The sequence below is a fragment of the Streptomyces sp. NPDC005494 genome, assembly GCF_042872025.1.
In the GTDB taxonomy this organism is placed as follows: domain Bacteria; phylum Actinomycetota; class Actinomycetes; order Streptomycetales; family Streptomycetaceae; genus Streptomyces.
On sequence record NZ_JBIAJR010000008.1, the window covers coordinates 343,661 to 368,552 of the forward strand.

23 protein-coding genes are annotated in these 24,892 nt (G+C 70.4%); 12 read left to right on the plus strand and 11 right to left on the minus strand.

From position 1 onward, the window contains the following. From ACFYQ6_RS24025 to ACFYQ6_RS24055, 7 genes are all read left to right on the plus strand, one after another. Positions 1–2,013, plus strand: a complete 2,013-nt coding sequence (locus tag ACFYQ6_RS24025; RefSeq protein ID WP_361577478.1) for a protein meaA — start codon at positions 1–3, stop codon at positions 2,011–2,013. Further along, a complete protein-coding gene (locus ACFYQ6_RS24030) occupies positions 2,010–3,035 on the plus strand; it encodes an HpcH/HpaI aldolase/citrate lyase family protein (protein ID WP_388764813.1) in 1,026 nt (341 codons plus the stop codon). The genes ACFYQ6_RS24025 and ACFYQ6_RS24030 overlap by 4 nt, the downstream gene beginning before the upstream one ends. Before the next feature lies 1 nt (position 3,036). Next, positions 3,037–3,564: a MaoC family dehydratase gene (locus ACFYQ6_RS24035; protein WP_267078201.1), complete on the plus strand. Its 528-nt coding sequence runs from the start codon at positions 3,037–3,039 to the stop codon at positions 3,562–3,564. 2 nt (positions 3,565–3,566) lie between these two features. Next, entirely contained in the window at positions 3,567–4,772 is a 1,206-nt protein-coding gene (locus tag ACFYQ6_RS24040) for an acyl-CoA dehydrogenase family protein (RefSeq protein ID WP_388764815.1), read from the plus strand. Between the two features lie 181 nt (positions 4,773–4,953). Further along, positions 4,954–5,601: a phosphatidylserine decarboxylase gene (locus tag ACFYQ6_RS24045; RefSeq protein WP_361577471.1), complete on the plus strand. Its 648-nt coding sequence runs from the start codon at positions 4,954–4,956 to the stop codon at positions 5,599–5,601. A gap of 22 nt (positions 5,602–5,623) precedes the next feature. Then, positions 5,624–6,451 (plus strand): CDP-diacylglycerol--serine O-phosphatidyltransferase, encoded by an 828-nt coding sequence (pssA, locus tag ACFYQ6_RS24050; RefSeq protein WP_356741093.1) that lies wholly within the window; start codon positions 5,624–5,626, stop codon positions 6,449–6,451. A 413-nt stretch (positions 6,452–6,864) separates the two neighbouring features. After that, positions 6,865–9,000, plus strand: a complete 2,136-nt coding sequence (locus ACFYQ6_RS24055) for a PP2C family protein-serine/threonine phosphatase (RefSeq protein WP_388764818.1) — start codon at positions 6,865–6,867, stop codon at positions 8,998–9,000. A gap of 118 nt (positions 9,001–9,118) precedes the next feature. On the opposite strand, the gene ACFYQ6_RS24060 is transcribed toward ACFYQ6_RS24055, so the two are convergent. Further along, positions 9,119–10,486 carry a glycoside hydrolase family 5 protein gene (locus ACFYQ6_RS24060; RefSeq protein ID WP_361577465.1) on the minus strand — a complete coding sequence of 456 codons (1,368 nt, stop codon included), beginning with the start codon at positions 10,484–10,486 and terminating at the stop codon, positions 9,119–9,121. Positions 10,487–10,779: 293 nt separating this feature from the next. On the opposite strand from ACFYQ6_RS24060, the gene ACFYQ6_RS24065 reads away from it, so the two are divergent. Next, the gene (locus tag ACFYQ6_RS24065; protein WP_361577462.1) at positions 10,780–13,137 is read left to right on the plus strand and encodes a discoidin domain-containing protein; all 2,358 of its coding nucleotides are present in this window, start codon (positions 10,780–10,782) and stop codon (positions 13,135–13,137) included. Positions 13,138–13,194: 57 nt separating this feature from the next. Here the strand turns inward: ACFYQ6_RS24065 and ACFYQ6_RS24070 are convergent, their stop codons facing one another. The 5 genes from ACFYQ6_RS24070 to ACFYQ6_RS24090 are packed head-to-tail and all read right to left on the minus strand — an operon-like array spanning position 13,195 to position 18,025. Further along, complete coding sequence (locus tag ACFYQ6_RS24070) at positions 13,195–14,448, minus strand: ABC transporter substrate-binding protein (RefSeq protein ID WP_361577459.1); 1,254 nt, start codon at positions 14,446–14,448, stop codon at positions 13,195–13,197. After that, on the minus strand, positions 14,445–15,575 hold the full coding sequence (locus ACFYQ6_RS24075; protein ID WP_361577456.1) for a branched-chain amino acid ABC transporter permease: 1,131 nt from the start codon (positions 15,573–15,575) through the stop codon (positions 14,445–14,447). The genes ACFYQ6_RS24070 and ACFYQ6_RS24075 overlap by 4 nt, the downstream gene beginning before the upstream one ends. Then, entirely contained in the window at positions 15,568–16,458 is an 891-nt protein-coding gene (locus ACFYQ6_RS24080) for a branched-chain amino acid ABC transporter permease (RefSeq protein ID WP_103514469.1), read from the minus strand. The genes ACFYQ6_RS24075 and ACFYQ6_RS24080 overlap by 8 nt, the downstream gene beginning before the upstream one ends. Next, the gene (locus ACFYQ6_RS24085) at positions 16,455–17,240 is read right to left on the minus strand and encodes an ABC transporter ATP-binding protein (RefSeq protein WP_361577452.1); all 786 of its coding nucleotides are present in this window, start codon (positions 17,238–17,240) and stop codon (positions 16,455–16,457) included. Before ACFYQ6_RS24085 ends, ACFYQ6_RS24080 begins: the two co-directional genes overlap by 4 nt. Then, positions 17,228–18,025 carry an ABC transporter ATP-binding protein gene (locus tag ACFYQ6_RS24090; RefSeq protein ID WP_361577449.1) on the minus strand — a complete coding sequence of 266 codons (798 nt, stop codon included), beginning with the start codon at positions 18,023–18,025 and terminating at the stop codon, positions 17,228–17,230. The genes ACFYQ6_RS24085 and ACFYQ6_RS24090 overlap by 13 nt, the downstream gene beginning before the upstream one ends. A gap of 216 nt (positions 18,026–18,241) precedes the next feature. Between ACFYQ6_RS24090 and ACFYQ6_RS24095 the strand changes: the two genes are divergently transcribed. Further along, positions 18,242–18,964 (plus strand): helix-turn-helix domain-containing protein, encoded by a 723-nt coding sequence (locus ACFYQ6_RS24095; RefSeq protein ID WP_388764823.1) that lies wholly within the window; start codon positions 18,242–18,244, stop codon positions 18,962–18,964. 39 nt (positions 18,965–19,003) lie between these two features. On the opposite strand, the gene ACFYQ6_RS24100 is transcribed toward ACFYQ6_RS24095, so the two are convergent. After that, positions 19,004–20,119: a glycerate kinase gene (locus ACFYQ6_RS24100; RefSeq protein WP_361577959.1), complete on the minus strand. Its 1,116-nt coding sequence runs from the start codon at positions 20,117–20,119 to the stop codon at positions 19,004–19,006. 142 nt (positions 20,120–20,261) lie between these two features. Between ACFYQ6_RS24100 and ACFYQ6_RS24105 the strand changes: the two genes are divergently transcribed. Next, positions 20,262–20,756: an NUDIX hydrolase gene (locus ACFYQ6_RS24105; RefSeq protein ID WP_361577443.1), complete on the plus strand. Its 495-nt coding sequence runs from the start codon at positions 20,262–20,264 to the stop codon at positions 20,754–20,756. 4 nt (positions 20,757–20,760) lie between these two features. Here ACFYQ6_RS24105 and ACFYQ6_RS24110 read toward each other — a convergent pair whose 3' ends face one another. Continuing rightward, entirely contained in the window at positions 20,761–20,961 is a 201-nt protein-coding gene (locus ACFYQ6_RS24110) for a DUF2191 domain-containing protein (protein WP_356740992.1), read from the minus strand. 70 nt (positions 20,962–21,031) lie between these two features. Here ACFYQ6_RS24110 and ACFYQ6_RS24115 point away from each other — a divergent pair, with 70 nt between their 5' ends. Then, positions 21,032–21,760 carry a Sir2 family NAD-dependent protein deacetylase gene (locus ACFYQ6_RS24115; protein ID WP_361577440.1) on the plus strand — a complete coding sequence of 243 codons (729 nt, stop codon included), beginning with the start codon at positions 21,032–21,034 and terminating at the stop codon, positions 21,758–21,760. A gap of 179 nt (positions 21,761–21,939) precedes the next feature. Here the strand turns inward: ACFYQ6_RS24115 and ACFYQ6_RS24120 are convergent, their stop codons facing one another. Both ACFYQ6_RS24120 and ACFYQ6_RS24125 read right to left on the minus strand, forming a co-directional pair. Beyond that, positions 21,940–22,818, minus strand: coding sequence for a glycoside hydrolase family 16 protein (locus ACFYQ6_RS24120; protein WP_361577437.1), 879 nt, complete (start codon positions 22,816–22,818; stop codon positions 21,940–21,942). Positions 22,819–22,826: 8 nt separating this feature from the next. Next, positions 22,827–23,237, minus strand: a complete 411-nt coding sequence (locus tag ACFYQ6_RS24125) for a (2Fe-2S) ferredoxin domain-containing protein (protein ID WP_388764827.1) — start codon at positions 23,235–23,237, stop codon at positions 22,827–22,829. A gap of 316 nt (positions 23,238–23,553) precedes the next feature. Between ACFYQ6_RS24125 and ACFYQ6_RS24130 the strand changes: the two genes are divergently transcribed. Next, positions 23,554–24,138: a TMEM165/GDT1 family protein gene (locus ACFYQ6_RS24130; RefSeq protein ID WP_361577431.1), complete on the plus strand. Its 585-nt coding sequence runs from the start codon at positions 23,554–23,556 to the stop codon at positions 24,136–24,138. A gap of 232 nt (positions 24,139–24,370) precedes the next feature. Here the strand turns inward: ACFYQ6_RS24130 and ACFYQ6_RS24135 are convergent, their stop codons facing one another. Next, positions 24,371–24,889 carry a methylated-DNA--[protein]-cysteine S-methyltransferase gene (locus ACFYQ6_RS24135; protein ID WP_361577428.1) on the minus strand — a complete coding sequence of 173 codons (519 nt, stop codon included), beginning with the start codon at positions 24,887–24,889 and terminating at the stop codon, positions 24,371–24,373. Between the last annotated feature and the right edge of the window lie 3 nt (positions 24,890–24,892).

Sequence of the window (24,892 nt, forward strand, 5' to 3'; positions counted from 1 at the left end):
ATGACCGAACGTCAGAAGGACCGTCCGTGGCTCATGCGGACGTACGCCGGTCACTCGACGGCCGAGGCGTCCAACGAGCTCTACCGGCGCAACCTCGCCAAGGGCCAGACGGGTCTGTCGGTCGCCTTCGATCTGCCCACGCAGACGGGCTACGACCCGGACCACGTCCTCGCCCGCGGCGAGGTGGGCCGGGTCGGCGTGCCCGTCTCGCACCTCGGTGACATGCGGCGGCTGTTCCAGGACATCCCCCTGGAGCAGATGAACACGTCGATGACGATCAACGCGACCGCGATGTGGCTTCTGGCGCTGTACCAGGTGGTCGCCGAGGAGCAGGGCGCCGACCCCGGCAAGCTCCAGGGCACGACGCAGAACGACATCGTGAAGGAGTACCTGTCGCGGGGTACGCACGTCTTCCCGCCGGGCCCGTCGCTGCGCCTGACGACCGACATGATCACGTACACGGTCAACCGCATCCCGAAGTGGAACCCGATCAACATCTGCAGCTACCACCTGCAGGAGGCGGGAGCGACTCCGGTCCAGGAGATCGCGTACGCCATGTCGACGGCCGTGGCGGTGCTCGACGCCGTACGCGACTCGGGGCAGGTGCCCGAGGAGCGGTTCGGGGATGTCGTCGCCCGCATCTCGTTCTTCGTGAACGCGGGTGTCCGCTTCATCGAGGAGATGTGCAAGATGCGCGCCTTCGGGCGCATCTGGGACCAGGTCACACGTGAGCGGTACGGGATCGAGAACCCCAAGCAGCGCCGTTTCCGCTACGGCGTGCAGGTCAACTCCCTGGGGCTGACCGAGGCGCAGCCGGAGAACAACGTCCAGCGCATCGTGCTGGAGATGCTGGCCGTCACCCTCTCCAAGGACGCCCGCGCCCGCGCCGTGCAGCTGCCCGCCTGGAACGAGGCGCTCGGGCTGCCGCGCCCGTGGGACCAGCAGTGGTCGCTGCGCATACAGCAGGTACTGGCGCACGAGAGCGATCTGCTGGAGTACGAGGACATCTTCGCCGGCTCCCACGTCATCGAGGCCAAGGTCGACGAGCTGGTCACCGACTCGCTCGCCGAGATCGACCGGATCCAGCAGATGGGCGGCGCGATGGCGGCCGTCGAGTCCGGCTACCTCAAGTCGGAACTCGTCTCCTCGCACGCCGCCCGGCGGGCCAGGATCGAGGGCGGCGACGAGAAGATCGTCGGCGTCAACATCTACGAGACGACCGAACCGAACCCGCTGACCGCTGATCTCGACGCCGCGATCATGACGGTGGACCCGGAGAACGAGGCCCGGGTCGTCGCCGCGCTGCACGAGTGGCGCGACAACCGCGACGAGGCGCGCGCCTCCGAGGCGCTGGCGGCCCTGAAGAAGGCCGCCGCGGGGACCGAGAACATGATGGAGGCGACCGTCGAGTGCGCCCGGGCGGGCGTCACCACGGGCGAGTGGGCCTGGGCCCTGCGCGACGTGTTCGGCGAGTTCCGGGCCCCGACGGGCGTCTCGTCCGCGCCGGTGGCGGTCGCCGCCGAGCCCGGCACCCCGCTCGCCCTGGTACGGGAGAAGGTGGCCCGCACCGCCGGGGACCTGGGCGTGGGACGGCTGCGTCTGCTGGTCGGCAAGCCCGGCCTGGACGGGCACTCCAACGGTGCCGAGCAGATCGCCGTACGCGCGCGTGACGCCGGCTTCGAGGTGGTCTACCAGGGGATCAGGCTGACTCCCGAACAGATCACCGATGCCGCGCTGGCCGAGGACGTGCACTGCGTCGGCCTGTCCATCCTGTCCGGCTCGCACGCCGAGCTGGTGCCGGACGTGCTCAACCGGCTGCGTGACGCCGGTGCGCCGGACATTCCCGTCATCGCGGGAGGCATCATTCCGCCGGCCGACGCGCACGCCCTCATCACCGCCGGTGTCGCCGCCGTCTTCACCCCGAAGGACTTCGGCATCACGGAAATCATCGGCCGTATCGTCGACGAGATCCGGAAAGCGAACAAGCTCGACCCTCTGGAGGTCCCCGCATGACCACGCCCAGCCCGTCGCCCGCCTCCACCCCGATTTCGGGCGGCTCCGCCGCGGCCCACTCGGCCCCTGTGAACCGGCTCCGTCCGCGCCGCTCGTGCCTGGCGGTCCCCGGCTCCAACCCGCGCTTCCTGGAGAAGGCCCAGGGCCTCCCGGCCGACCAGGTCTTCCTGGACCTGGAGGACGCCTGCGCGCCGCTCGCCAAGGAGGGCGCCCGGCACCACATCGTCGACGCGCTCAACAACGGCGACTGGACGGGGAAGACCCGGGTCGTGCGGGTCAACGACTGGACGACGCACTGGACGTACCGCGACGTCATCACGGTCGTCGAGGGCGCCGGCCCCAACCTCGACTGCATCATGCTGCCGAAGGTCCAGGACGCCCAGCAGGTCGTCGCGCTGGACCTGCTGCTGACCCAGATCGAGAAGACGATGGGCTTCGAGGTGGGCCGGATCGGCATCGAGGCGCAGATCGAGAACGCCAAGGGCCTGGTGAACATCGACGACATCGCCGCCGCCTCGCCGCGGCTGGAGACGCTGATCTTCGGCCCCGCCGACTTCATGGCCTCGATCAACATGAAGACCCTGGTCGTCGGCCAGCAGCCGCCCGGCTACCCGGCGGACGCGTACCACTACATCCTCATGCGCATCCTGATGGCCGCCCGTACCCACGACCTCCAGGCGATCGACGGCCCGTTCCTCCAGATCCGCGACGTGGACGCGTACCGCGAGGTCGCCGGCCGCGCGGCGGCGCTCGGCTTCGACGGCAAGTGGGTCCTGCACCCCGGTCAGGTGGACGCCGCGAACGAGGTGTTCTCGCCCTCGCAGGAGGACTACGACCACGCCGAGCTCATCCTGGACGCCTACGACTGGTGCACCTCGGAGGAGGGCGGCAAGAAGGGCTCGGCGATGCTCGGCGACGAGATGATCGACGAGGCGAGCCGCAAGATGGCCCTGGTCATCGCGGGCAAGGGCCGCGCGGCCGGGATGCAGCGCACCTCCAAGTTCGAAGCCCCGGAGGCCTGACATGCAGTTCGGACGCACCTATGAGGAGTTCGAGGTCGGTGCTGTCTACAAGCACTGGCCCGGGAAGACGGTCACGGAGTACGACGACCACCTCTTCTGCCTGCTGACCATGAATCATCACCCGCTGCACATGGACAGCAACTACGCCGAGAGCACGACCGATTTCGGAAAGAACGTCGTCGTCGGCAACTACATCTATTCGCTGCTGCTCGGCATGTCGGTGCCGGACGTCTCCGGAAAGGCGATCGCCAATCTGGAGGTGGAATCGCTGAAGCACGTGGCGCCGACCTTCCACGGCGACACGATCTACGGCGAGACGACCGTGCTCGACAAGACGCCGTCGAGGTCGAAGAACGACCGCGGCATCGTTCACGTGGAGACAAAGGGCTACAAGCAGGACGGCACGCTGGTCTGCGTGTTCCGCCGCAAGGTGATGGTCCCCACCGAGACGTACATCAAGGAGCGCGGCGGAGAGCAGCCCGGCCGCCCGGAGCTGAACCAGCCGTCGAGCAAGAACGGGGAGAAGTAGCCATGAGCCGACTCGCGCAGACCGCCGGCCTGACCGACATCCAGCGGGAAATCCTCTCGACGGTCCGGGATTTCGTCGACAAGGAGATCATTCCCGTCGCGACCCAGCTGGAGCACCGCGACGAATACCCGACGGACATCGTCGAAGGGCTCAAGGAACTCGGCCTGTTCGGGCTGATGATTCCCGAGGAGTACGGCGGTCTGGGCGAGTCGCTCCTGACGTACGCGCTGTGCGTCGAGGAGATCGCCCGGGGCTGGATGAGCGTGTCCGGCATCATCAACACGCACTTCATCGTGGCCTACATGCTCAAGCAGCACGGCACGCAGGAGCAGAAGGACACGTTCCTGCCGAGGATGGCCCTGGGCGAGGTCCGGGGCGCCTTCTCCATGTCCGAGCCGGCCCTGGGCTCCGACGTCTCCGCGATCAGCTCCAAGGGCGTGAAGGACGGCGACGAGTACGTCCTGAACGGCCAGAAGATGTGGCTGACGAACGGCGGGTCGTCCACCCTGGTGGCCGTGCTGTGCCGGAGTGACGAAGGACACCCCGAGGGAACGGCACCCCACAAGTCGATGACCACCTTCCTCGTGGAGAAGGAGGCGGGCTTCGGCGAGGTCCGCCCCGGTCTCACGATCCCGGGGAAGATCGACAAGATGGGCTACAAGGGCGTCGACACGACCGAGCTCATCATGGACGGACTGCGCATTCCGGCCAATCGTGTACTGGGCGGCACGACCGGCCGTGGTTTTTACCAAATGATGGACGGTGTCGAGGTAGGACGCGTGAATGTCGCCGCACGTGGCTGCGGCGTCGCACAGCGTGCGTTCGAACTGGGCGTTTCGTACGCCCAGCAGCGCCAGACCTTCGGAAAGCCGATCGCCCAGCACCAGGCGATCCAGTTCAAACTGGCTGAAATGGCCACCAAGGTCGAAGCCGCCCATGCGATGATGGTGAACGCAGCACGCAAAAAGGACTCCGGGGAGCGGAACGACCTGGAGGCAGGGATGGCGAAGTACCTCGCCTCCGAGTACTGCAAGGAAGTCGTCGAGGACGCCTTCCGTATCCACGGCGGCTACGGCTTCTCCAAGGAGTACGAGATCGAGCGCCTCTACCGTGAGGCCCCGATGCTGCTGATCGGTGAAGGTACCGCCGAGATCCAGAAAATGATCATCGGTCGCCGGCTGCTCGAGGAGTACCGGCTCCAGGGCTGAATGTCCCTTTCGGGGTGATTTGGTGGCGAAGAACATCACACCGAGTCATCCCCGTCCGGAGCCTTTCAGCTGTCCGACTCGGCTGCTGGCTTGCCCAGTTGCCGCTCTCACCCGATAGCATCGCCGGAAAGCCGCCGTCCCCCCGTTGCCAGCGCGGCATCATCCGCTACGAAGGTCATCCATGCCCGACAGCCAAATCCCTGCAACGCGCGGCGGGGTCCGCCTCGCCCGCGGAGCATCGCCGTGGCTCCTCCCGACCGTCGCCACCGCGGCACTCAGCCTCGCCCGGGCCCGCAAGTCCGGACGCTGGGCCGCCGTGGCCGTGCCCACCACCGCGCTCGCGGCGGGCATGCTGTGGTTCTTCCGCGACCCCGAGCGCGAGATCACCCAGGGTCGCGTCATCTCGCCGGCCGACGGCGTGGTGCAGAGCATCATGCCGTGGAAGGACGGGCGCACGCGCGTCGCGATCTTCATGAGCCCGCTGAATGTGCACGTCAACCGGGCCCCGCTCGCGGGCACCGTGACCTCGGTCGAGCACATCCCCGGCGGGTTCGTACCGGCGTTCAACAAGGAGAGCGAGAACAACGAACGCGTTGTCTGGCACTTCGACACCGAGCTCGGCGACATCGAGATGGTGCAGATCGCGGGAGCGGTCGCCCGTCGTATCGTCCCCTACATCCCGCAGGGCACGAAGGTGGAGCAGGGCGAACGCATCGGTCTGATCCGCTTCGGCTCGCGCGTGGACATCTACCTTCCGGAAGGTGTCGACGTCGCGGTCGAGGTCGGCCAGGCCACCACCGCGGGGGTGACTCGAATTGACCGTGATTGATCCGGATACCCAGGCGGGCTGGGTGCCCGAGGCCGCCGATGACGACGACGCCGACGGCACGGAGGACATGCCTCTGTCCATGAGGCTGTCGATAGCGGACACCCTCACCCTGGGTAACGCCACGTGCGGCTTCATGGCGGTGTACTTCACCACCACGGGGATCCTCATCCCGCATCTCACGGGCAGCGACGAGTCGGGCATGGCCCGGCACTCCGCCGCCACCGCGGTGATCCTCATGCTCATGGCCGCCGTGTTCGACCTCTTCGACGGCCTCGTGGCACGCAAGCTGCGCTCCTCGCCGATGGGTGCGGAGCTGGACAACCTCTCCGACCTCATCAGTTTCGGGCTCGCCCCGGCGTACTTCGTCCTGGTCTACGGGATGGTCGCGGACGACGCCCACCAGCGGGTTTCCGCGCTGGCGGCGATCGTGGTGCTGCTGGCGGTGGTGCTCAGGCTTGCGCGGTTCTCCTGCGTGACCTTGAAGGACGGCATGTTCCAGGGCATGCCGAGCCCCTTCGGAGCGCTCACGGTCGTGTCGATCGTGCTGCTGGAGCTGCCCTTCGTGCCGACGCTGCTCGCCATCATCGGCGTGGCGTGGCTGATGGTCAGCCGGGTCGAGTACCCGAAGCCGCGGGGTGTCCTCGCGGTGGCGATGCTCAGCTGGATCGTGGCCGCCATGGGGCTCCTCGCCGCATGGGCGTTCGACGCGCCCGGCGGTCAGCTGCTCCTCCAGACCGGTTGTGCGCTGCAGGTCGTCCTGGGTGCGGTGATCCCGCTCTTCGCCACGGCGCGGCGGGTGAACACCTTCCGTGACAACCGCCGCGAGGCACGGGCGGCGCAGCTCCCGTAAGCACGCGGAACGCGACGACGAGGGCCCGGATGCTCCCCAGCATCCGGGCCCTCGCGCGTGCGGTGGCGTCGCGCGTGCGGTGGCGTCGCGCGTGCGGTGGCGTCGCGCGTGCGGCCCCGGCGCGCGTGCGGTGCGGTCGCGCGTGCGGTGCCGGTGCGGTGCGATCCCGGCACGCGTGCGACGCGGTCGCGCGTGCGGGGCGGTCGCGCGTACGGGGCGATCCCGGCGCGTTCGAGGTCAGGGCCGTCGCACCCCTCCGGCCTGGCCACGAGCCCCCTCCCCGCTCGGGCCGCAGAGACGGAGACGGACACGGAGCGCGAGCGCTCGTTCACCTCATGTCGCGGCCGGGACTTCCTGGGGGCCGTGTCCCGCAGCGGGTGCGCGGTGGTCCCTCACGGGAGACGCTGGAAGGCGTGCAGGACTTCGCCCCCTCTGTCGCCGCGTCGGGCTCGGGCACGGAGCTGCTGGACAGCGCCGTGGCCCACCTCATGCATGAGACGGGCGCATCCGTGGTCATGCTCTACCTCCTGCCGAAGAACGACACGACACTGCGCCTGGCTCTGCTCGCGGGGGTGCCCGCCCCCCTGGCCTTCCCCTGGACCCGGGTCCCGCTGTCCGCTCCGATCCCGGTGGCGGACGCCGTGCGCCTGGGCTGTCTGATCTGGCTCGGCAGCCAGGAGGAGCTGGCGCGCCGCTATCCGCGCCCCGCGCTCGTCCTGCCCTACCAGTTCGCCCTGGCCGCCGCGCCGCTGCACACCGGCACCGCCCAGAAGGGCGGCCTGGTGCTGATGTGGCCGGGGTCCCACCCCCCGCAGCTGAGGTCCGACGAGCGCGCGGCCGTGCTCCGGGGGTGCAACGGCATCGGGACGCTCCTGCGGCAGTCCGCGAGCAACGGCTACCCGATCGTGGCGGGGAGCCAGCCCCGGGTGCTGCCTCCGCCGGAGCCACCCGAGCCCGATCCGGTGGAAGCCGCCGCCGTCATGGAATTCGTCCAGCGGCTGCCCGGCGGAAGCTGCGCGCTGGCACTGGACGGGACGGTCACCTACCTGAACGACGCCGCCGCGGCGCTGCTGGGCGCCCCGGCGGACGAGGTGCACGGCACCTTGCCCTGGGTGTCACTCCCGTGGCTGCACGACCCCTCCGTCGAGGACCACTACCGGGCAGCCGTCATCAGCCGCCAGAAGACCTCGTTCACCGTGCTGAGACCACCGGACCAGTGGCTGTCGTTCCAGCTGTTCCCGAACGCCACCGGCATCAGCGTGCGCATCATGCCCACCTCCGAACCCGGTCCCGTGGACGCCCCCGCCCCCTCGCTGCCGCCTTCCGGGGCCGTGCCCAGCCGTGCGACCGCCCTCTACCACCTGATGCATCTCGCGGCGACGCTCACCGAGGCCGTCGGCACGCAGGACGTCATCGAGCTGGCCGGGGACCAGCTGATGCCCGCGTTCCGTGTCCAGACCCTCGTCGTGATGACCTCGGCGGATGGGCGGCTGCGGGTCGAGGGCCGCCGGGGCAGCCGGCCCACACTCATGGACCGTTTCGACGGGGCCCCGCTGTCCTCGGCCACCCCGGCCGCGCATGTGCTGACGACGGGCATTCCGGACTTCTTCCCGACCTTCGCCGATCTGGAGCGCGCCTATCCGCGCGCGGGACTGCGCAACGTGGTCGGCGCCTGCGCCTTCCTGCCGCTGATCGTCTCCGGCCACCCGGTCGGCTCGCTGATCCTCGCCTACGACCGCCCTCAGCCCTTCGACCCGGAGGAACGCGCCCTCCTCACCTCGATCGCGGGGCTGCTGGCGCAGGCGCTGGACCGCGCGCGGCTGTACGACACGAAGAACCGGCTCGCGCACAGCCTGCAGGCCCACCTCCTGCCGCAGACCCTCCCCTCGATCACCGGTCTGGACGTCGCCGCCCGCTACCTCCCCTCGACCCGGGGCATGGGCGTCGGCGGGGACTTCTACGACCTGATCCGGCTCGACGACACCACCGCCGCCGCCACCATCGGCGACGTACAGGGCCACAACGAGAACGCCGCCGCGCTCATGGGACAGGTCCGCACCGCCGTGCACGCCTCCGCCGGCGCGCCACCGGACGAGGTCCTCGCGCGCACCAACCGGCTGCTCACCGACCTGGACCCGGGGCTGTTCACCAGCTGTCTGTACGTCCATCTCGACCTCGCGGGACACAGCGCCTGCCTGGCCACCGCGGGACATCCGGGGCCGCTGCTGAGGCAGCCGGACGGGCAGACGGAGGTGCTCGATCTGCCGCCCGGTCTGCTGCTCGGGATCGACCCCGCGTCCCGCTACCCGACGGCGCAGGTCCCGTTGCCTCCCGGCGCGACGCTCGCGATGTACACCGACGGTCTGGTCGAGGCGCCGGGCGTGGACTTCGACGACGCCACGGCCGACCTCGCCGAGCACTTCGCCCTGGCCCTCGACCAGGACATGGACTCCGTCGCCGACACGCTCGTGCGGTACGCAAGGCGCTACACGCCCGGGAACGACGACATCGCTCTGCTGCTGATCAACGCCCTGCGGCAGGACGGCTGACTCGCACGCCCGGCGCGCCGGGCGTGCGAGGTGGAGAGCCCTGGGGTGCCGAGGCGGTGGGGTTTCATCGACACCCCAGGGCGGTCATCGGGATGGTGCGGCGGGCGGGCGGCCGGTCTCAGCCGCCGTAGAGATCGCCCAGGGAGATGCCGGTGGTACTGGCCGGGCCGCCCAGCCTGACCTCGTGGTCGAGGCTGACGAACTTGCCTCCCGACTGCCACAGGGCGGGCTTGAGCACGGCGTACTTGGCCTCGTCCCAGGTCGCCCAGTCGTAGCCGAGCAGTCCGCCGGTGTCACCGGAGTTGGGGTTGAGGCACCAGAAGGTGTGGTGGATGCCGTTCTCCACCATCAGATCGCGCAGGGCGGTCATCCACTTCTGGTTCGGTCCGTTGTCGAGGTGACCACCCCACTCCCCGACGAAGAGCGGCGCTGTGCCGTCCTTGTGCAGGTAGAGCCAGTTGGGGTCCCAGACGTCGCGCTCCAGCGTGGTGCGGTCCCACGTGCCCTGGAACCAGGGCTGCTGGTACACCAGCGGTCCGTAGTCGTGCGGGGAGTAGACCAGCTGGTCCTGCTGCGCACCGAGGTCGACCGGGTGCTTCTTGGCCCCGCGCAGGTTCCCGCCCCACCACATGCCGTGGTAGTCGGCCGCCGAGGTGGAGGACCAGTTCGTCCCGTCCTTGGGGTAGATCTCGATGCCCTCGCACAGGACCAGGACGTGCGGGTTGATCGCGAGGATGCGCTTGCCCGCGGTCTCACAGGTGTGCTTGAAGTTGTCCTGGTCGGTGGAGCCGTCCCACTTGGCACGGGGGCTGTCGGACTGCTTGCCGTGGGGTTCGTTCTTGACGTCCATCGCCACCAGGGTGTCGTTGGCCTTGTAGCGGGCGGTCACCCACTCCCAGGCCGAGTAGAACTGCTCGGTGGTGATCGCGCCCTTCCACCACACGGGGTACACGTGCCCGGAGTTGTCCGCCTCCGCGCTGTGGACGTCGAGCATCACCTTGATGCCGTACTTCTCCGCCACGCCGAGAAACGCGTCGAAGACGCCCAGCGTGGTCTTGCCGGCGAGTTCGGGGTTGGCCCACGTGTTGACGGCGCTGGAGGCGGCCGCGCGGCCCTCCTTCCACTCCAGCAGGAGCTGGGTGGAGATCGGCACACGGATGATGTTGATGCCCCGCTCCGCCATCTGCCGGGTGACGGTGTCCAGGTTGGCGGACCACAGGCCGTGGAAGACGCGCTCCGTGGCGTTGAAGCCGAACCAGTTGGCACCGGTCAGCCAGACCCGGTTGCCCTGTGCGTCGACGATCCGGTTGCCCTCGGTGTGCAGCCAGTCGGTGCCGGAACCGGCCGTGACCGCGGCCGGCGCGGCGTCCGCCGACGGAGTAGGCGTCCCGCTCGCGGCCTGCGCGGAGACCGGACCGGACAGTGTCATCAGCAGGGCGGTCGCGGTGACGGCGGCGGCCGTCGCCCTGGCCAGCCGTTTTCTCATCCGTGGCTTCATCCGTTGTCGCCTTTCATGGCGGTGAGGCGGGCAGCGGGGATGGGAGCGCTCCCATTCCGTTGTTCACATGAAGCCAGGGCGGCGGATCGACTGTCAATGGGCATGACAACGTTCACTTCCCGAAAACACATGCCCCCGTCGTGCGCTCGGCATTCGCGCGATCACGTCATTAATTTGAGTAAGTACAACGAACTTTTGCGCAGGACGATGGACTTCTTTACGTAGGAGCTCCTAGCCTGTGGGGCGTCCGCAGAGCCCGTCGAGCCGCAAGGACGACCCACGTGACCCCACCCCTCCCTGGACCACGTCTCCTCAGAAGGTCTCTCTCCGCCTCCCTCGCACTGGCCCTGGCCGCGGCGGGCACCGCCGCCGCGGTCGTGCTGGCCGGCGCTCCCCCCGCACAGGCGGCGGCGGTCCCCGCACCCTCCCCCGTCGGAATATCCGGCCGGGGCGCCACCGTCCCGTTCAAGGAGCAGGAGGCCGAGTACGCAGCCACCAACGGCTCCCTGATCGGACCCGACCGCCGCTACGGCTCACTGCCGTCCGAGGCCTCCGGCCGGCAGGCCGTCACGCTGGACTCCGTCGGGGAGTACGTCGAGTTCACGCTCACCGCCCCCGCGAACGCCATGACGTTCCGCTACTCGCTGCCGGACGACGCGGCGGGGGCGGGCCGGGACGCCTCACTCGACCTGCGGGTCGGCGGCAGCTCGCTCAAGAGCGTTCCGGTGACCTCGAAGTACGGCTGGTTCTACGGGGGTTACCCCTTCAACAACAACCCGGGGGACACCGACCCGCACCACTTCTACGACGAGACCCGGACCATGTTCGGGTCCACCCTGGCCGCCGGTACGAAGGTCCGGCTCCAGGTCACCTCCACCGCGGCCTCACCGTCGTTCACCATCGACCTGGCGGACTTCGAGCAGGTCGGCGCGCCGGTCGGCAGGCCGCCGGGCGCCCTGGACGTGGTGGGCGACTTCGGCGCCGACCCGACGGGGTCGGCCGACTCCACGGCGAAGATCCAGGCCGCGGTCGACGCGGGCCGCACGCAGGGCAAGGAGGTGTACATCCCGCAGGGCACCTTCAAGGTCCAGGACCACATCGTCGTCGACAAGGTCACCCTGCGCGGCGCCGGCCCCTGGTACAGCGTGCTGACCGGGCGTCACCCCACGGACCGCGGCAAGGCGGTCGGGGTCTACGGGAAGTACGCGGCGCAGGGCGGCAGCAGCAACGTCACGCTCAAGGACTTCGCCATCATCGGCGACATCCGTGAGCGGGTGGACAACGACCAGGTAAACGCCATCGGCGGGGCCATGTCCCACTCGGTCGTCGACAACGTCTGGATGCAGCACACCAAGTGCGGTGCCTGGATGGACGGTCCGATGGACGACTTCACCATCAAGAACAGCCGCATCCTGGACCAGACCGCCGACGGCGTGAACTTCCACTACGGCGTCACGAACTCCACCGTGACCAACACCTTCGTCCGCAACACCGGCGACGACGGACTGGCCATGTGGGCGGAGAACGTCCCGAACGTGAAGAACGCGTTCACGTCCAACACCGTGGTCCTGCCGATCCTCGCCAACAACATCGTCACGTACGGCGGCAAGGACATCACCATCTCCGACAACGTCATGTCGGACACCGTCACCAACGGTGGCGGACTCCACATCGCCAACCGGTATCCGGGCGTCAACTCGGGTCAGGGTACGGCCGTTTCGGGTACGCACACCGCCGCCCGCAACACCCTGATCCGTACCGGCAACAACGACTTCAACTGGCGGTTCGGCGTCGGCGCGATCTGGTTCAGCGGACTCAACGAACCGATCAGCAACGCGACCGTCAACATCACCGACAGCGAGATCCTGGACAGCTCCTACGCGGCGATCCACCTGATCGAGGGTGCGAGCAACGGGCTGCACTTCGACAACATCAAGATCGACGGCGCCGGTACGTACGCCCTCCAGATCCAGGCCCCGGGCACCGCCTCGTTCAGCAAGGTCGTCGCCACGCACATCGCGCAGTCCAACCCGATCCACAACTGCGTGGGAAGCGGCTTCCAGATCACCCAGGGCACGGGCAACTCCGGCTGGTACGCGAACCCGCCCGCCTGCACCGGTGTCTGGCCGGACCCGGTGTGGACCAACGGCGGGGTTCCCGGGGGCGGCGGACCCACGGATCCGACCGATCCCACGGACCCCACGGACCCGCCCGAGGAGACGGGCAACCTCGCCCAGGGCCGCCCGGTCACCGAGACGAGCCATGCCGACGTGTACGGCGCCGGCAACGCGGTCGACGGCAAGGCGGACAGCTACTGGGAGAGCCGCAACAACGCCTTCCCGCAGTCCGTCACCGTGGACCTCGGCGCCGCCAGGTCCGTCAGGCGTCTGGTGCTGAAGCTGCCGCCGGCCGCCGCGTGGGCGACGCGCACGCAGACGATCGGTGTGACGGGCAGTACGGACAACTCCGCGTACGGCTCCCTGAAGGCGCCGACGGGTTACACCTTCGATCCGTCGAGCGGTAACACCGCGACGGTGACGCTCACCGGGACTCCGGTGCGCTGGCTGCGGCTGACGTTCACCGCGAACACCGGCTGGCCCGCGGGCCAGGTGTCGGAGGTGGAGGCCTACACCCACTGACGGCCGCACACGGACGGGCCCGGCCTGGGTGGCCGGGCCCGTCGCCGTGCGCAGAGGTCAGGGCTTGAGGGTGAAGGACTCGGCGGCCGGGGCCACTTCGGCCGGGCGGACCACCTTGAGGCCGCCCGGAGCCTTCGCGTCGGGCTTCATGACGACGGTCTGCCGGGTGGAGGGCGCCGCCGGGTCGGTGAAGTCGTGCGAGATCCCGAAGTCACCGCCGAAGTCCTTGATGGTGAGCAGGGCCTTGTCGACTCCCTCACGGGTCAGGTCCTTGGAGTCGCAGGCCTTCTTCAGCGCCTCGCCGAAGACGGATGCCGCGTTGTATCCGGCGATGACGCCGTTGTCGAGGCCGTCCTTCGGGTACTTGGCGGTGTACGCCTTGGCCAACTTGGCCGGGCCCGCGCCGGCGTCACCGATGGGCAGGGTGGAGGCGCCGATGTAGTAGTCCTTCTGCAGCGCGGCACCCGCCTGTGTCGCCAGCAGCTGCGGGGCGTAGGCCGAGTTGTTGCCGACGACCGGCACGTCGAAGCCGGTCGCCGCCGCGACGCCGACCAGCGAGGCCGCCTGGCGCGGTCCGGCGCTGATGACGATCGCCTTCACGCCCGCCTGCTTGAGCGCGGAGACCTGGGCGGTCATGTCGTTGTCGGTCGGCTTGATCTTCTGCTCGACGACGGTGAGGCCCGCTTCCGCCGCCGCGTGCTTCGAGCCGGCCAGGGCGTTCTCGCCGTAGTCGCCCTCGAAGTAGACGTGACCGATCTTGTCGCCCTTGGCGATGCGCTTCTCGGCCAGCAGGAAGTCGATCAGATTGATCGTCTCGACGTCGTACGTGGCGCCGATGACGCGCACGTACTTGGAGCCGACCAGGTTCGCCGACCATGCCTGGGGAAGGACGATGCCCTTGTCCTGGCCGTCGATGCGGGACTCCACGGCGGAGACGAACGGCGAGCCGATGAACTGCGTGAAGCCCAGTACCTTCGGTTCGAGTTCCGTGTAGGCGCCGATCGCCTTCTGCGGGTCGTACCCGTGGTCGCGGACGGTCAGTTCGATCTGCCGCTCGCAGATGCCGCCGGCCTTGTTCGTCTCCTCGACCCAGAGCTGCTGGGCCTGGGTGACGCTCTTGCCGAGCGAGGCGTACACGCCGGTCATGTCGGTGAGGGCACCCAGGGTGATCTTGGAGTCGGTGACTCCCTCACCGGCCTTCACCCCGTTCTTGTCCGCGCCGCCGTCGTCCGACGACTTCGCCTTCTCGCTGCATCCCGCGAGGGTGAGGGTGAGAGCCGCCACGACGGCTCCGACAACACGTAGCTTCATTTCTTCTTCTCCCCTGGAGTCTTCAGACGCGCAATGCCGCCGGGCAGGAACAGGACGACCGCGACGACCGCGGCGCCGTACAGATAGCGGGACGCCTCGCCCGGTGCGATGCCGCCCGTACCAGGGGCGGACACCAGGGGCAGGGAGTCGCTGTAGTGGGTGAGCACCTGCGGGAGCAGGGAGACGAACGCGGCGCCGATGACGGCTCCCGCCACGCTGCCCAGCCCGCCGATGACGATCATGGCGAGGTATTCGAGGGACAGGATCATGCCGAAGTACTCCGGCACGGTCCGCTGGAAGACCAGCGCGAGCAGGACGCCCGCGAGGCCCGCGTACATCGAGGACAGGACGAAGACACCGGCCCGGTACCGGGCGACGGGCACGCCCATCACCCCGGCGGCGATCCGGTGGTCCCTGATGGCGTTGAGCGCGCGGCCGGGCCTGCCGCGCAGCACCCCGCGGGCGAAGAGCCCGCTGACCAGGAGCGCTGCCAGTGCCAGGTACCAGAGCTTCTCGGACGACTGGAAGGGCACGGCGGCCACGACCACCTCGGCGTCGTCGAAGGTGAACCCGAACAGTGAGAGGGGCGGCACCGGGCGGCCGTTGAAACCGCCGGTGAGTGAGCCCGCGTTGAACAGGACGTGCTGGCCGATGAAAATCAGCGCCAGCGTGGCGATTCCGAGGTAGGCGCCGCTCAGCCGCCCCGCGATGGGGCTGAAGAGCCCGCCGACGGCGCCTGCCAGGAGCACGGCCAGGACGGCGGCGAGCCAGGTGGGCAGGCCCAGGCCGGTGACGGCGTGCCCGTTCTCCGTGCTGCTCTCCCCGCCCAGGATGCAGTAGCCGTACGCGCCCACCGCGAGGAAGAAGGCATGCCCCATGGAGAGCTGGCCGGTGGAGCCGGTGAGCAGGTTCAGCCCGATCGCCCCGATCGCGGCGGCCATCGCGAACAGCCCTGCCTGGAGCCAGAACCGGTCGAGGTAGAACGGGAGAAGGAGGAGCAGGACCGACCCCGCGAGCCAGAGGTACGGAGCCGGGCGGCGCAGCCGGGCGGTGAGGGACTCCCCTGCGGGGGTGGTGGTGGCCCCGGCGGGGGCGGGCGCGACGGCGTCCTTGGTGGCTTCAGACACGGGACAGCTCCTTCGTACCGAAGAGGCCCGCCGGCCGGACCAGCAGGACGACCACCATCACCAGGTACGGAGCGAGGTCACCGATGCCGCGTCCGAGGAAGGAGAGGTCGCTCTGGTAGCCGGTGGCGAGTGACTCGGTGACTCCGACGAGGAGCCCTCCGACGAGGGCCCCGGTCGTCGAGTCGAGGCCTCCGAGGATCGCGGCGGGGAACGCCTTGAGCGCGGCGAGCGAGGTGGCCCGTTCGAGGCCGGGGGTCGGGAACACCGTCAGGAAGAGTGCGGCGACGGCGGCGAGCGCTCCGGCGACCGCCCAGGCGGACAGGGAGACCCGGCCGAGGCGGATGCCCATCAGCGCGGCGGTCTGCGGGTTCTCGGCCGCGGCTCGCATGGAGACGCCCCACGAGGTGAAGCGGAACGCGAGCAGGAACACCGTGATGAGCAGCCCCGCGACGAGGAACGCCGCGATGCGGGTCTCGGCGAGGGTGACACCCCCGATGGTGACGACGTCGTCGCCCCACGGGTCGCCGAGCGACATCACGTCGGTTCCCATGCGCCGGACGAGTTCGGTGGTGAGGAGGATGTCGACGCCGATGGTGACGATGGCGAGGACGCTCTGGTCGCTTCCCCGGTAGCGGCGCATCACGAAGAACTCGACCGCCGAACCGACGACCGCCGCGCCCGCGATCCCCACGCCGAGCGCCGGCCAGAAACCGATGTCGTCGTGGAGCACGGCGGTGACGTAACCGCCGGCCAGCAGCAGGGAGGCGTGGGCGAAGTTGACGACCTCGGTCGCCTTGAAGATGACGACGAAGCCCAGCGCGATCAGCGCGTAGACCGAGCCGATGGACAGGCCGCCGAGGAGGAGTTCGATGAAGGTGGTCATTCCTGCGCCCCCAAGTAGGCCTGGACCACGGCCGGGTCGTTCTGGACCTCGGCGGGCGTGCCGCCGGCGATCCTGCGTCCGAAGTCGAGTACGGTCACGGCGTCCGCGAGCCGCATCACCACCCCCATGTCGTGTTCGACCATGACGATCGAGATGCCGAGGCTGTCGCGCACACCGGCGACGACGGCCGCGGTCCGGCGGCGCTCGTCGGCGGTCATGCCCGCGATGGGTTCGTCCAGGAGCAGGACCTCGGGCTCCATGCACAGCGCGCGGCCGAGTTCGACGAGCTTCTGCTTCCCGTAGGGCAGGGCCCCGGCGGGGAAGTCGAGTTCCTTCTCCAGGCCGATGAATGCGGCGATCTCGCGGACCCGTTCGAGATGCCGGTGCGCCTCCCGGGTCGCGGAGGGCAGCCTCAGTCCGGAGGCGAGGAAACCGGCGCGGGTGAGCCGGTGCCGGCCGAGCATCAGGCTCTCGGCGACGGTGGCGTGCGGGGGCAGCGCGAGGTTCTGGAAGGTTCTGGCGACGCCCAGGTCGGCGATCCTGTGCGGTGCGAGGCCGGTGAGTTCGGTGGAGCCGAGGTGCACGCTGCCCGAGGTGGCGCGGTAGACGCCGGAGAGCACGTTGAAGGTGGTGGACTTGCCGGCGCCGTTGGGTCCGATGACGGCGTGCACGCTGCCCGGTTCGACGGTGAAGGAGACCGCGTCGAGGGCGGTGAGCCCGGCGAAGCGCACGGTCACGTCGCGCACGGTGAGCGCGGCGGGGGCGGTCGTCACGCGGACCACCTGCTCAGCCCGCGGGTGAGGCCTTCCGCCTGCGCCGCGTCCTCGGCGGCCGTCTCGTCGACGACGCCGAGGTAGCGCCGGCGGACCTCGTCCGAGGCTGCCAGCTCGTCCGCCGGGCCGTGGAGGGCGACCTCGCCGACGTCCAGGACGTACGCGGTGGAGGCGAGCCGCAGCGCGATGGCCGCGTTCTGCTCGACGAGCATGACGGAGGTGCCGCCGGCGTTGATCTCCTGGATCGTCTCGGCGATCTTCGCCGCCATCAGCGGGGCGAGGCCGAGGGAGGGCTCGTCGAGCAGCAGCAGCCGGGGCGCGGCCATGAGGGCCCGCCCCATCGCCAGCATCTGCTGTTCACCGCCGGACAGCAGGCCGGCCCGCTGGTGGGCTCGCTGGGCGAGCACCGGGAACAGCTCGTGTACGCGGTCGAGGGCCGTGGCAGCCGCCCTGCGTCCGCCGCGTGCTCCGAGCGCGCCTGCCCGCAGGTTGTCGGCCACCGTCATCCGGGCGAACACCTGCCGGCCCTCGGGCACCTGGATCACTCCGGCCGCCACCACCTGAGCGGGGCGGAGCCCGTCCAGGGGGCGGCCGTCGAAGCTGATCGTGCCCGTACCCGTCCCGCGGTGGAAGCCGAGGGTCCGCGATACGGCCCGCAGCAGCGTGGTCTTGCCGGCGCCGTTGCCACCGAGTACAGCGGTGATCGCGCCGGCCGGCACGTCGACGGAGACGTCGCGCAGTGCCCGTACCGGGCCGTAGCCCACGGACAGTTCGCGGATCTCGAGCGTTGCCATGCGTCCTCCTCCTTCCGACTGGTCGTTGTGGTGCCACAGACCAGCAGCGGGCGCGGCGCGCGTCCACGGTCCGGGGCGCACTCGCTGCGGGTGACCAGTGTTCGAACGGCCCGGTTGTGCGCGCGCACAGAGGCCGGCGACGCGCCGTCGTCACCGGTGCGGCCGGTGGCATCCTCACCAGCCAGGAGCGGCTCGGCCGCGGGACGGAGCGAAAAGATGCGGGGGCGCAGTGACGAGCGGGGCCGGGTGCTGCTCGACGCCCTGCTGGAGGGCCGGTGCGAGCCGGGCCTCGCGGCACGCGCGGCGAGCTGTCTCGGCCTGGACGAGCAGGGCCGTTACGTGGTGGTGGTGCTGCGGGAGGGCGGAGGCGGGCCGGCGGGCGCTGCGATGGACGCGGACGGCCTGCGGGCGGTCCGCCGCAGACGGGGGGACCGCGAGATCGTGGTCGTCGCCCTGGGTGACCGGGATCCGGCGGAGCTCATCGAGCTGCTGGCGCGGCGGTGTCCGGGGCCGGGCGGGACCGGTCCGCTGGCGGACGGTCTGGCCGGTCTGGGTACGGCGCGCCGGCTGGCCGAGGTGGCCCTGCTGACGTGCCCGCCGGGCACGACGGGGATCGTACGGCTGGAGGAGAGGCTGCCCGCGGCCCTGGTGGTGAGTCAGCCGGAGCTGTCGGCCCTGCTGGTCGCGGACGTGCTGGGGCCGCTGCTGGCGCTGGAAGCGGCGGACCGGGCGCTGCTGGTGCGGACGCTCGACGCCTGGCTGGAGTGCGGGGGGTCGGCGGGGCGGGCGGCCGGGCGGCTGTACTGCCACCGCAACACCGTGCTCAACCGTCTGCGGCGGCTGGAGCGACTGACGTCGCGCTCGCTGTCACGGCCGCGCGAGATGATCGAGATGACGCTGGCACTGGACGCCTTCAGGCTGACCACGGCCCGGCCATGAGGGGGAAGTCCCTTTGGACAGCCCCCTCATGACGAGTCGTCAGGACAGGAAGTCGCGGGCGATCGACTCGGCCGCGCGTTCCAGCAGCGGACCTGCCTGTGCCATGCAGACGGCGGGGTCGGGTTCCAGCTCGGTCAGGGCGTAGGCCCGGCGGATGCCCGCCCTGCCCAGCGCCTCCGGCGGCAGGGCGAGCCGTCCGCAGACGGCGACCGCCTCCACGCCCGCCGCGCGGGCCGCCGCGGCGACCCCCGCCGGGGCCTTGCCGTGGAGGGTCTGCTCGTCGAGCGAGCCCTCACCGGTGACGACGAGAGTGGCCCGGGCGAGCGCGGGAGCGAAGCCCAGGACGTCGAGCATGACCTCGATGCCCGGCCGGAAGCGGGCCCCGAGGGCGACCAGTGCCCCGTAGCCGATGCCTCCGGCGGCACCGGCCCCCGGCAGCTCGGCGTGCTCGGGCCCCAGGACGGACGCGTAGTGGGCGAGCGCCGCGTCGAGGACCGCGATGTCGTCCTCGGTGGCGCCCTTCTGCCGCCCGTAGACCTCGGGGGCGCCCTTCGGGCCGGTCAGGGGGTTGTCCACGTCGCTGGCGAGGATCAGATCGATGTCCGCGATCCGGGGATCGAGCCCCGAGAGGTCGGCGTCGGCCAGGTCCCCGAGCGCGCCGCCGCCGGGTCCGACGGGCTTGCCGTCCCTGTCCACGAAGCGCGCGCCGAGGGCGGCGAGCATGCCGGCGCCGCCGTCCGTCGTGGCGCTGCCGCCGACTCCGAACACGATCGTCCGGGCCCCCGCGTCCAGCGCGGCGGTCAGGAGTTCGCCGGAGCCGTAGGTGGTCGCCGTGAGCGGGGCGAACTCTCCGGCCGGCAGGTGCTGGAGCCCCGAGGCCTCGGCCATCTCCACCACCGCGGTGGTGTCACGCACCGCGTACGCCGCCGTGACCGGGGTGCCCAGCGGGCCGGTCACCCGGGCCTCGCGGCGCTCGAACCCGGCGGCCACCGCCGCCGCGACCGTGCCGTCGCCGCCGTCCGCCACGGGCAGGGTCTCGACCCGCACCCCGGGGACCACGCGCCGCAGCCCGGCCGTCACGCGCTCCGCGACCTGCACCGCGGTGAGCGATCCTTTGAACTTGTCCGCCGCCACGAGCACGTGGGCGGTCTTCATCGCTGCTCCGTCCGTCACCTTGCATCCCTTTGCTTTCGAACAGGCAGTCGCGCCGACCCGACCCTATCCGCACCACCCCTGATCTGCCCATGGCTGTCCGAAACCACGTGGCCAGCCCGTGAGCTGCCCTTACGCTGCCCTCATGACCACCGCTGACTACGCCACGTACATCGCAGGCCTTCCCCGGGTACTGGCCGGGGCCGCCACGCTCTTCAGGGACGAGCGGGGCCGGGTCCTGCTCGTCGAGCCGAACTACCGGGAGGGCTGGGCGCTCCCGGGCGGCACGGTCGAGTCGGACGAGGGCGAGAGCCCTCGGCAGGCCGCGCGCCGGGAGACGGCGGAGGAGATCGGCCTCGACGTCGCACCGGGCCGGATGCTCGCGGTCGACTGGACGCGAGGCGAGGGGCGTCCGCCGATCGTCGCGTACGTCTACGACGGCGGTGTGCTCCCGCAGGAGCGCTTGGACGCGATCCGGCTCCAGGAGGCCGAGCTCCTGTCCTGGCGGCTGGTGGACCGCGCCGACCTCACCAGCCACCTGCGGGGCCGGCACGCGACACGGATCCTCGCGGCGCTGGAGGTCCTGGACTCCGGTGCGGGGGCGGCGGAGCTCGAGGACGGCGCCCCGGTCACGGCGTGACGGATCAGCCCTGCGGGTCCTGGGGCCTGGCGTCGGCCTCCCGCCTCGCGTCGTCCTGCCCGGCGGCCCGGGCCTCGGTGCGGTGGCCGCGCGCGATGTAGTCGCGTACGACCAGTTCGACGGCGTCCTGCGGATTGCCGACGCCCGCGAGCACCATGACCTCGACGACGAGTTCAGCGTCCAGGGTGACTTCGATTTTCGCCATGGGCGGCACCCTACGGGCGCCTGGCGTAAATGTCTTCGCAGCGGGACCCGGTCCTCCGTAGGCTCGGATCATGACTCTCGTCGCGATCCTCAGCGGCGCCGGCATCTCCACGGATTCCGGCATTCCCGACTACCGCGGGCCGCAGGGCCTCTGGCGGAAGGACCCGGAGGCGGAGAAGCTCGTCACCTACGACTTCTACATGTCCGATCCGGAGATCCGCCGCCGCTCCTGGCAGATGCGCCGCACCAGCGCCACCTGGACCGCCGAGCCGAATGCCGCCCATCGGGCGGTGGCGGATCTGGAGCGGTCCGGCACCCCGGTGCGCGTGATCACCCAGAACGTCGACGGACTGCACCAGCTGGCCGGGCTGCCCGCCCGCAAGGTCGTCGAACTCCACGGCACGGCCCGTGAGGTGACCTGCACCCGGTGCCACGCCCGGTCGGCCATGGCGGACGCACTGGCCCGCGTCGAGGCCGGCGAGACGGACCCGCCGTGCACGGTGTGCGGCGGGATCCTGAAGTCGGCGACGGTGATGTTCGGCGAGCGGCTGGACCCGCAGGTGCTCGCCGAGGCCATGGCGATCACCAAGGCCAGCCAGGTGTTCATCGCGGTGGGCACCACGCTCCAGGTGCAGCCGGCCGCCTCGCTGGCGGGCATCGCCGTGGAGCACGGGGCCCGGCTCGTCGTGGTGAACGCCGAGCCGACCCCGTACGACGAACTGGCCGAGGAGGTCGTCCGCGAGCCCATCGGGACCGCGCTGCCCGCACTGCTGGAGCGGCTGGCCCCTGATCGGGCCTGACGCAGGGGAAGCGCGCTGCCCGTGCTGCTGGGTCGTCCGGCCCCCGACCGGGCCTGACGACCGGGAAGCGCGCTGCCCGCGCTGCTGGGGCGTCCGGCCCCGGTCGGGCCTGAAGGGGCCCTCCGGCGGACCTTCAGGCGTGGACTTCGCGGACGTTCAGGCGTGGACTTCGCGGACGTTCAGGCGTGGCCTTCGCCGTAGAAGCGGACGTAGTCGACCGTCATCGTCGCCGGGGAGGGCGTCGAGGTGTCGGGAGGGCCGGGCCAGTCGCCCCCGACGGCGACGTCGAGCAGCAGGTGCATGTCCTGTTCGAAGACCCAGTCGTCCGGCGCGGGCAGCTGCGAGGGAGTCAGCGTGAAGTACGGCTCTCCGTCGACGGACCAGGTGATGCGGCGCGGTTGCTTGTCGACGGCGTAGGTGTGGAAGCCCCGCGAGGCGTCGGCCGTGAGGGTGGCGGAGCCGCCGAGCCCCTTCTCGTTGAAGTAGGTCGGCCCGTGCGCGGTGCCGTAGACCGTTCGCGGTTCTCCGCCGACCACCTCGCAGATGTCGATCTCCCCCTGTCCGGGCCACTCGACTCCGTTGTCGCCCAGCATCCAGATCGCCGGCAGCAGTCCGGTGCCGGTGGGGATTCTCGCGCGGACCTCCACACGTCCGTGAGTGAGCGCGACCTTTCCCTCCGTGGTCAGACGGGCCGACGTCCAGCTGCAGAACTCCTGCGTCCAGCAGGGAAGTTCGGATCCGTCGGGGGCCGGCCGGGCCGAGATCACGAGGTGCCCCGCGCCGTCGAGCGCGGAGTTGGCCGCATCCTCGGTGTAGTACTGCAGCTCGTTGTTGCCCCACCCCTCGGCGTCCCGGTTGCCGGTCTCGGTGGTCCAGGACTCCTCCGACGGACGGGTTGCCGCGACTCCGTCGAACTCGGCCTGCCAGAAAGGCACTTCCTCGGCCGATGGCGGTCTCGGGGGCGCCGGGGCGGGCCCGCATCCGCTCAGCAGTCCGCCGAGGGCCAGTACGAGCGCCACGCGGGTGCGCCGGTCCGCCGCTCGCCTGCTGCCGCGCATCCGGTCCTTCAAGCCCCTTCACCGTCCAGTCCGGCCCGGATCCGGCGGGAAGGACTGAAGGTGTAGAGGTCGAGGATCTCCGGCGCGTCCGCGAGGCCGGGCCCGCCCTCCCCCGCCCATGTGGCGATGTCGGCGACGGCCTGTGGGTCGTTGACCAGCCCGAGCCAGACGGGCCGGCCGCCGGCGCGGCGGCCCTCGGCCGAAGGCTGTACGACGATGACGTTTCCGTGCTCGCAGGCGTCCAAACATTCCACCGCACGCACGGTGGCGGCGCCGTCGAGGGACCGGCGCAGCTGTGCGAGCTGTCCGGCGTGGTCCACGCCCGGGATCTTCGGGGTGCCGCAGCAACAGCCCCGGCAGACGCTCACCGTGGGCAGGGACGGCCCCGTTCCGGCGGTCTTGCGGGGGCGGCGGCTCATACGGGTGCACTCCCGGGGACGGCATGGATGATCACCCGAGGACTGTACCGAGCCGCTCCCCCGCAGGTCCGATGGGGTATCGTTGACGGCTGCGAAGGGGAGTAGCCCCGCAAACCGGTCGTCGACACACTGGAGCCTCCGGGTTCCCGGTGGCCGGGCTCGTAGATCCTTACGGGTGGGCGAGACCTTCGGTCAGGTATGACACGCCCGCGCCCGCGGGCGCTGCGGTCATGCCGGGCCGAGTGGTCCTCCGAAAAAGCCCGAGTGGCACTTCGCGGAAGGCCCGGGGCCCGGCTCACACAGAAAGCCACCCGGAATGCATCTCGACCCCCTGGCGATCCTCACCGCTTTCGGGCTGATCTTCCTCGCGGAGCTCCCCGACAAGACGATGTTCGCCTCGCTGGCCATGGGCACGCGCATGCGCCCCCTCTACGTGTGGTTCGGCACGTCCTCCGCGTTCGTCGTGCACGTCGCCATCGCCGTCGGGGCGGGTGGTCTGATCGGCCTGCTGCCCGACTGGACCGTCAAGCTGGTGTCGGCGGCCCTCTTCGCCTTCGGCGCGTTCATGCTGCTGCGCAGCGGAGGCGGGGAGGACGACGAGGACGAGGAGATCAAGACGGTCACCGGCTTCTGGCCGGTCTACTCGACGGCCTTCATGGCGGTGTTCATCAGCGAGTGGGGTGACCTGACCCAGATCACCACCGCGAACCTCGCCGCGAGCAACGGGGCCTGGTCCACGGCCATCGGTTCGGCGGTCGCCCTGATGTCGGTGTCCGCGCTGGCGTTGCTCGCGGGCCGGTTCATCGCCAAGCGGGTGCCGCTGAAGACGGTGCAGCGCATCGGTGGCCTCTGCATGCTCGGCCTGGCGATCTGGTCCCTGGTCGAGATCTTCACCGGCTGAGCCTGCGGGGCGAGGGCGGCAACCCCGTGCGGGGCGAGGGCAGACCTCCTCGTGCGGGAGCGAGGGCGGACCTCCTCGTGCGGGGGCGGAGGGCAGACCACCCCGTGCGGGGCGGGGCAGTCCACCCCGTGCGGGACGGGACAGACCACCCCGTGCGGGACGGGACAGACCACCCCGTGCGGGACGGGACAGACCACCCCGTGCGGGACGGGACAGTCCGCCCTCGCCCCGCTCAGAACAGGACCGGCACCTCCGCCTCCGCGCCCCGTTCGAAGGCGAGCAGCCGTTGCTTGCGGTCCAAGCCGCCGCCGTATCCCGTCAGGCCCCCCGAGGCTCCGATGACGCGATGGCAGGGGACGATGATCCCGACCGGGTTCTTTCCGTTGGCGAGGCCCACCGCCCGTGAGGCGCCGGGCTTGCCGAGGTTTTCGGCGAGTTCGCCGTAGGAGCGGGTCTCGCCGTACGGAATCCGCACGAGCTCGGCCCAGACGCTGCGCTGGAACGGAGTACCGGCCAGGTTCATCGGCAGGTCGAACTCCGTCAGCTCTCCGGCGAAATAGGCGTCGAGCTGGTGAACGGCCTCGTCGAAGGGCCGGTCGTCCGGTGCGCCGAAGGTCTCCTCGGCCGGCCGGTGCCTCTGCCCGGTCATGTACAGGCCGGACAGGAGCCCGTCGGTGGCGACCAGGGTGAGCGCCCCGTACGGGCTGTCGACGACCGTGTGCCGTCTGTTCGTCGTGGATGTCGTGGTCATGGG

What these genes read in the sequence shown, in the direction of transcription:
- ACFYQ6_RS24060 (WP_361577465.1), bottom strand. Translation starts at nt 10,486, where the DNA reads ATGAGAAAACGGCTGGCCAGGGCGACGGCCGCCGCCGTCACCGCGACC.
- ACFYQ6_RS24125 (WP_388764827.1), bottom strand. Translation starts at nt 23,237, where the DNA reads ATGAGCCGCCGCCCCCGCAAGACCGCCGGAACGGGGCCGTCCCTGCCC.
- ACFYQ6_RS24115 (WP_361577440.1), top strand. Translation starts at nt 21,032, where the DNA reads ATGACTCTCGTCGCGATCCTCAGCGGCGCCGGCATCTCCACGGATTCC.
- ACFYQ6_RS24095 (WP_388764823.1), top strand. Translation starts at nt 18,242, where the DNA reads ATGCGGGGGCGCAGTGACGAGCGGGGCCGGGTGCTGCTCGACGCCCTG.
- ACFYQ6_RS24110 (WP_356740992.1), bottom strand. Translation starts at nt 20,961, where the DNA reads ATGGCGAAAATCGAAGTCACCCTGGACGCTGAACTCGTCGTCGAGGTC.
- ACFYQ6_RS24025 (WP_361577478.1), top strand. Translation starts at nt 1, where the DNA reads ATGACCGAACGTCAGAAGGACCGTCCGTGGCTCATGCGGACGTACGCC.
- ACFYQ6_RS24045 (WP_361577471.1), top strand. Translation starts at nt 4,954, where the DNA reads ATGCCCGACAGCCAAATCCCTGCAACGCGCGGCGGGGTCCGCCTCGCC.
- ACFYQ6_RS24120 (WP_361577437.1), bottom strand. Translation starts at nt 22,818, where the DNA reads ATGCGCGGCAGCAGGCGAGCGGCGGACCGGCGCACCCGCGTGGCGCTC.
- ACFYQ6_RS24080 (WP_103514469.1), bottom strand. Translation starts at nt 16,458, where the DNA reads ATGACCACCTTCATCGAACTCCTCCTCGGCGGCCTGTCCATCGGCTCG.
- ACFYQ6_RS24070 (WP_361577459.1), bottom strand. Translation starts at nt 14,448, where the DNA reads ATGAAGCTACGTGTTGTCGGAGCCGTCGTGGCGGCTCTCACCCTCACC.
- ACFYQ6_RS24100 (WP_361577959.1), bottom strand. Translation starts at nt 20,119, where the DNA reads ATGAAGACCGCCCACGTGCTCGTGGCGGCGGACAAGTTCAAAGGATCG.
- ACFYQ6_RS24040 (WP_388764815.1), top strand. Translation starts at nt 3,567, where the DNA reads ATGAGCCGACTCGCGCAGACCGCCGGCCTGACCGACATCCAGCGGGAA.
- ACFYQ6_RS24130 (WP_361577431.1), top strand. Translation starts at nt 23,554, where the DNA reads ATGCATCTCGACCCCCTGGCGATCCTCACCGCTTTCGGGCTGATCTTC.
- ACFYQ6_RS24105 (WP_361577443.1), top strand. Translation starts at nt 20,262, where the DNA reads ATGACCACCGCTGACTACGCCACGTACATCGCAGGCCTTCCCCGGGTA.
- ACFYQ6_RS24030 (WP_388764813.1), top strand. Translation starts at nt 2,010, where the DNA reads ATGACCACGCCCAGCCCGTCGCCCGCCTCCACCCCGATTTCGGGCGGC.
- ACFYQ6_RS24135 (WP_361577428.1), bottom strand. Translation starts at nt 24,889, where the DNA reads ATGACCACGACATCCACGACGAACAGACGGCACACGGTCGTCGACAGC.
- ACFYQ6_RS24035 (WP_267078201.1), top strand. Translation starts at nt 3,037, where the DNA reads ATGCAGTTCGGACGCACCTATGAGGAGTTCGAGGTCGGTGCTGTCTAC.
- ACFYQ6_RS24090 (WP_361577449.1), bottom strand. Translation starts at nt 18,025, where the DNA reads ATGGCAACGCTCGAGATCCGCGAACTGTCCGTGGGCTACGGCCCGGTA.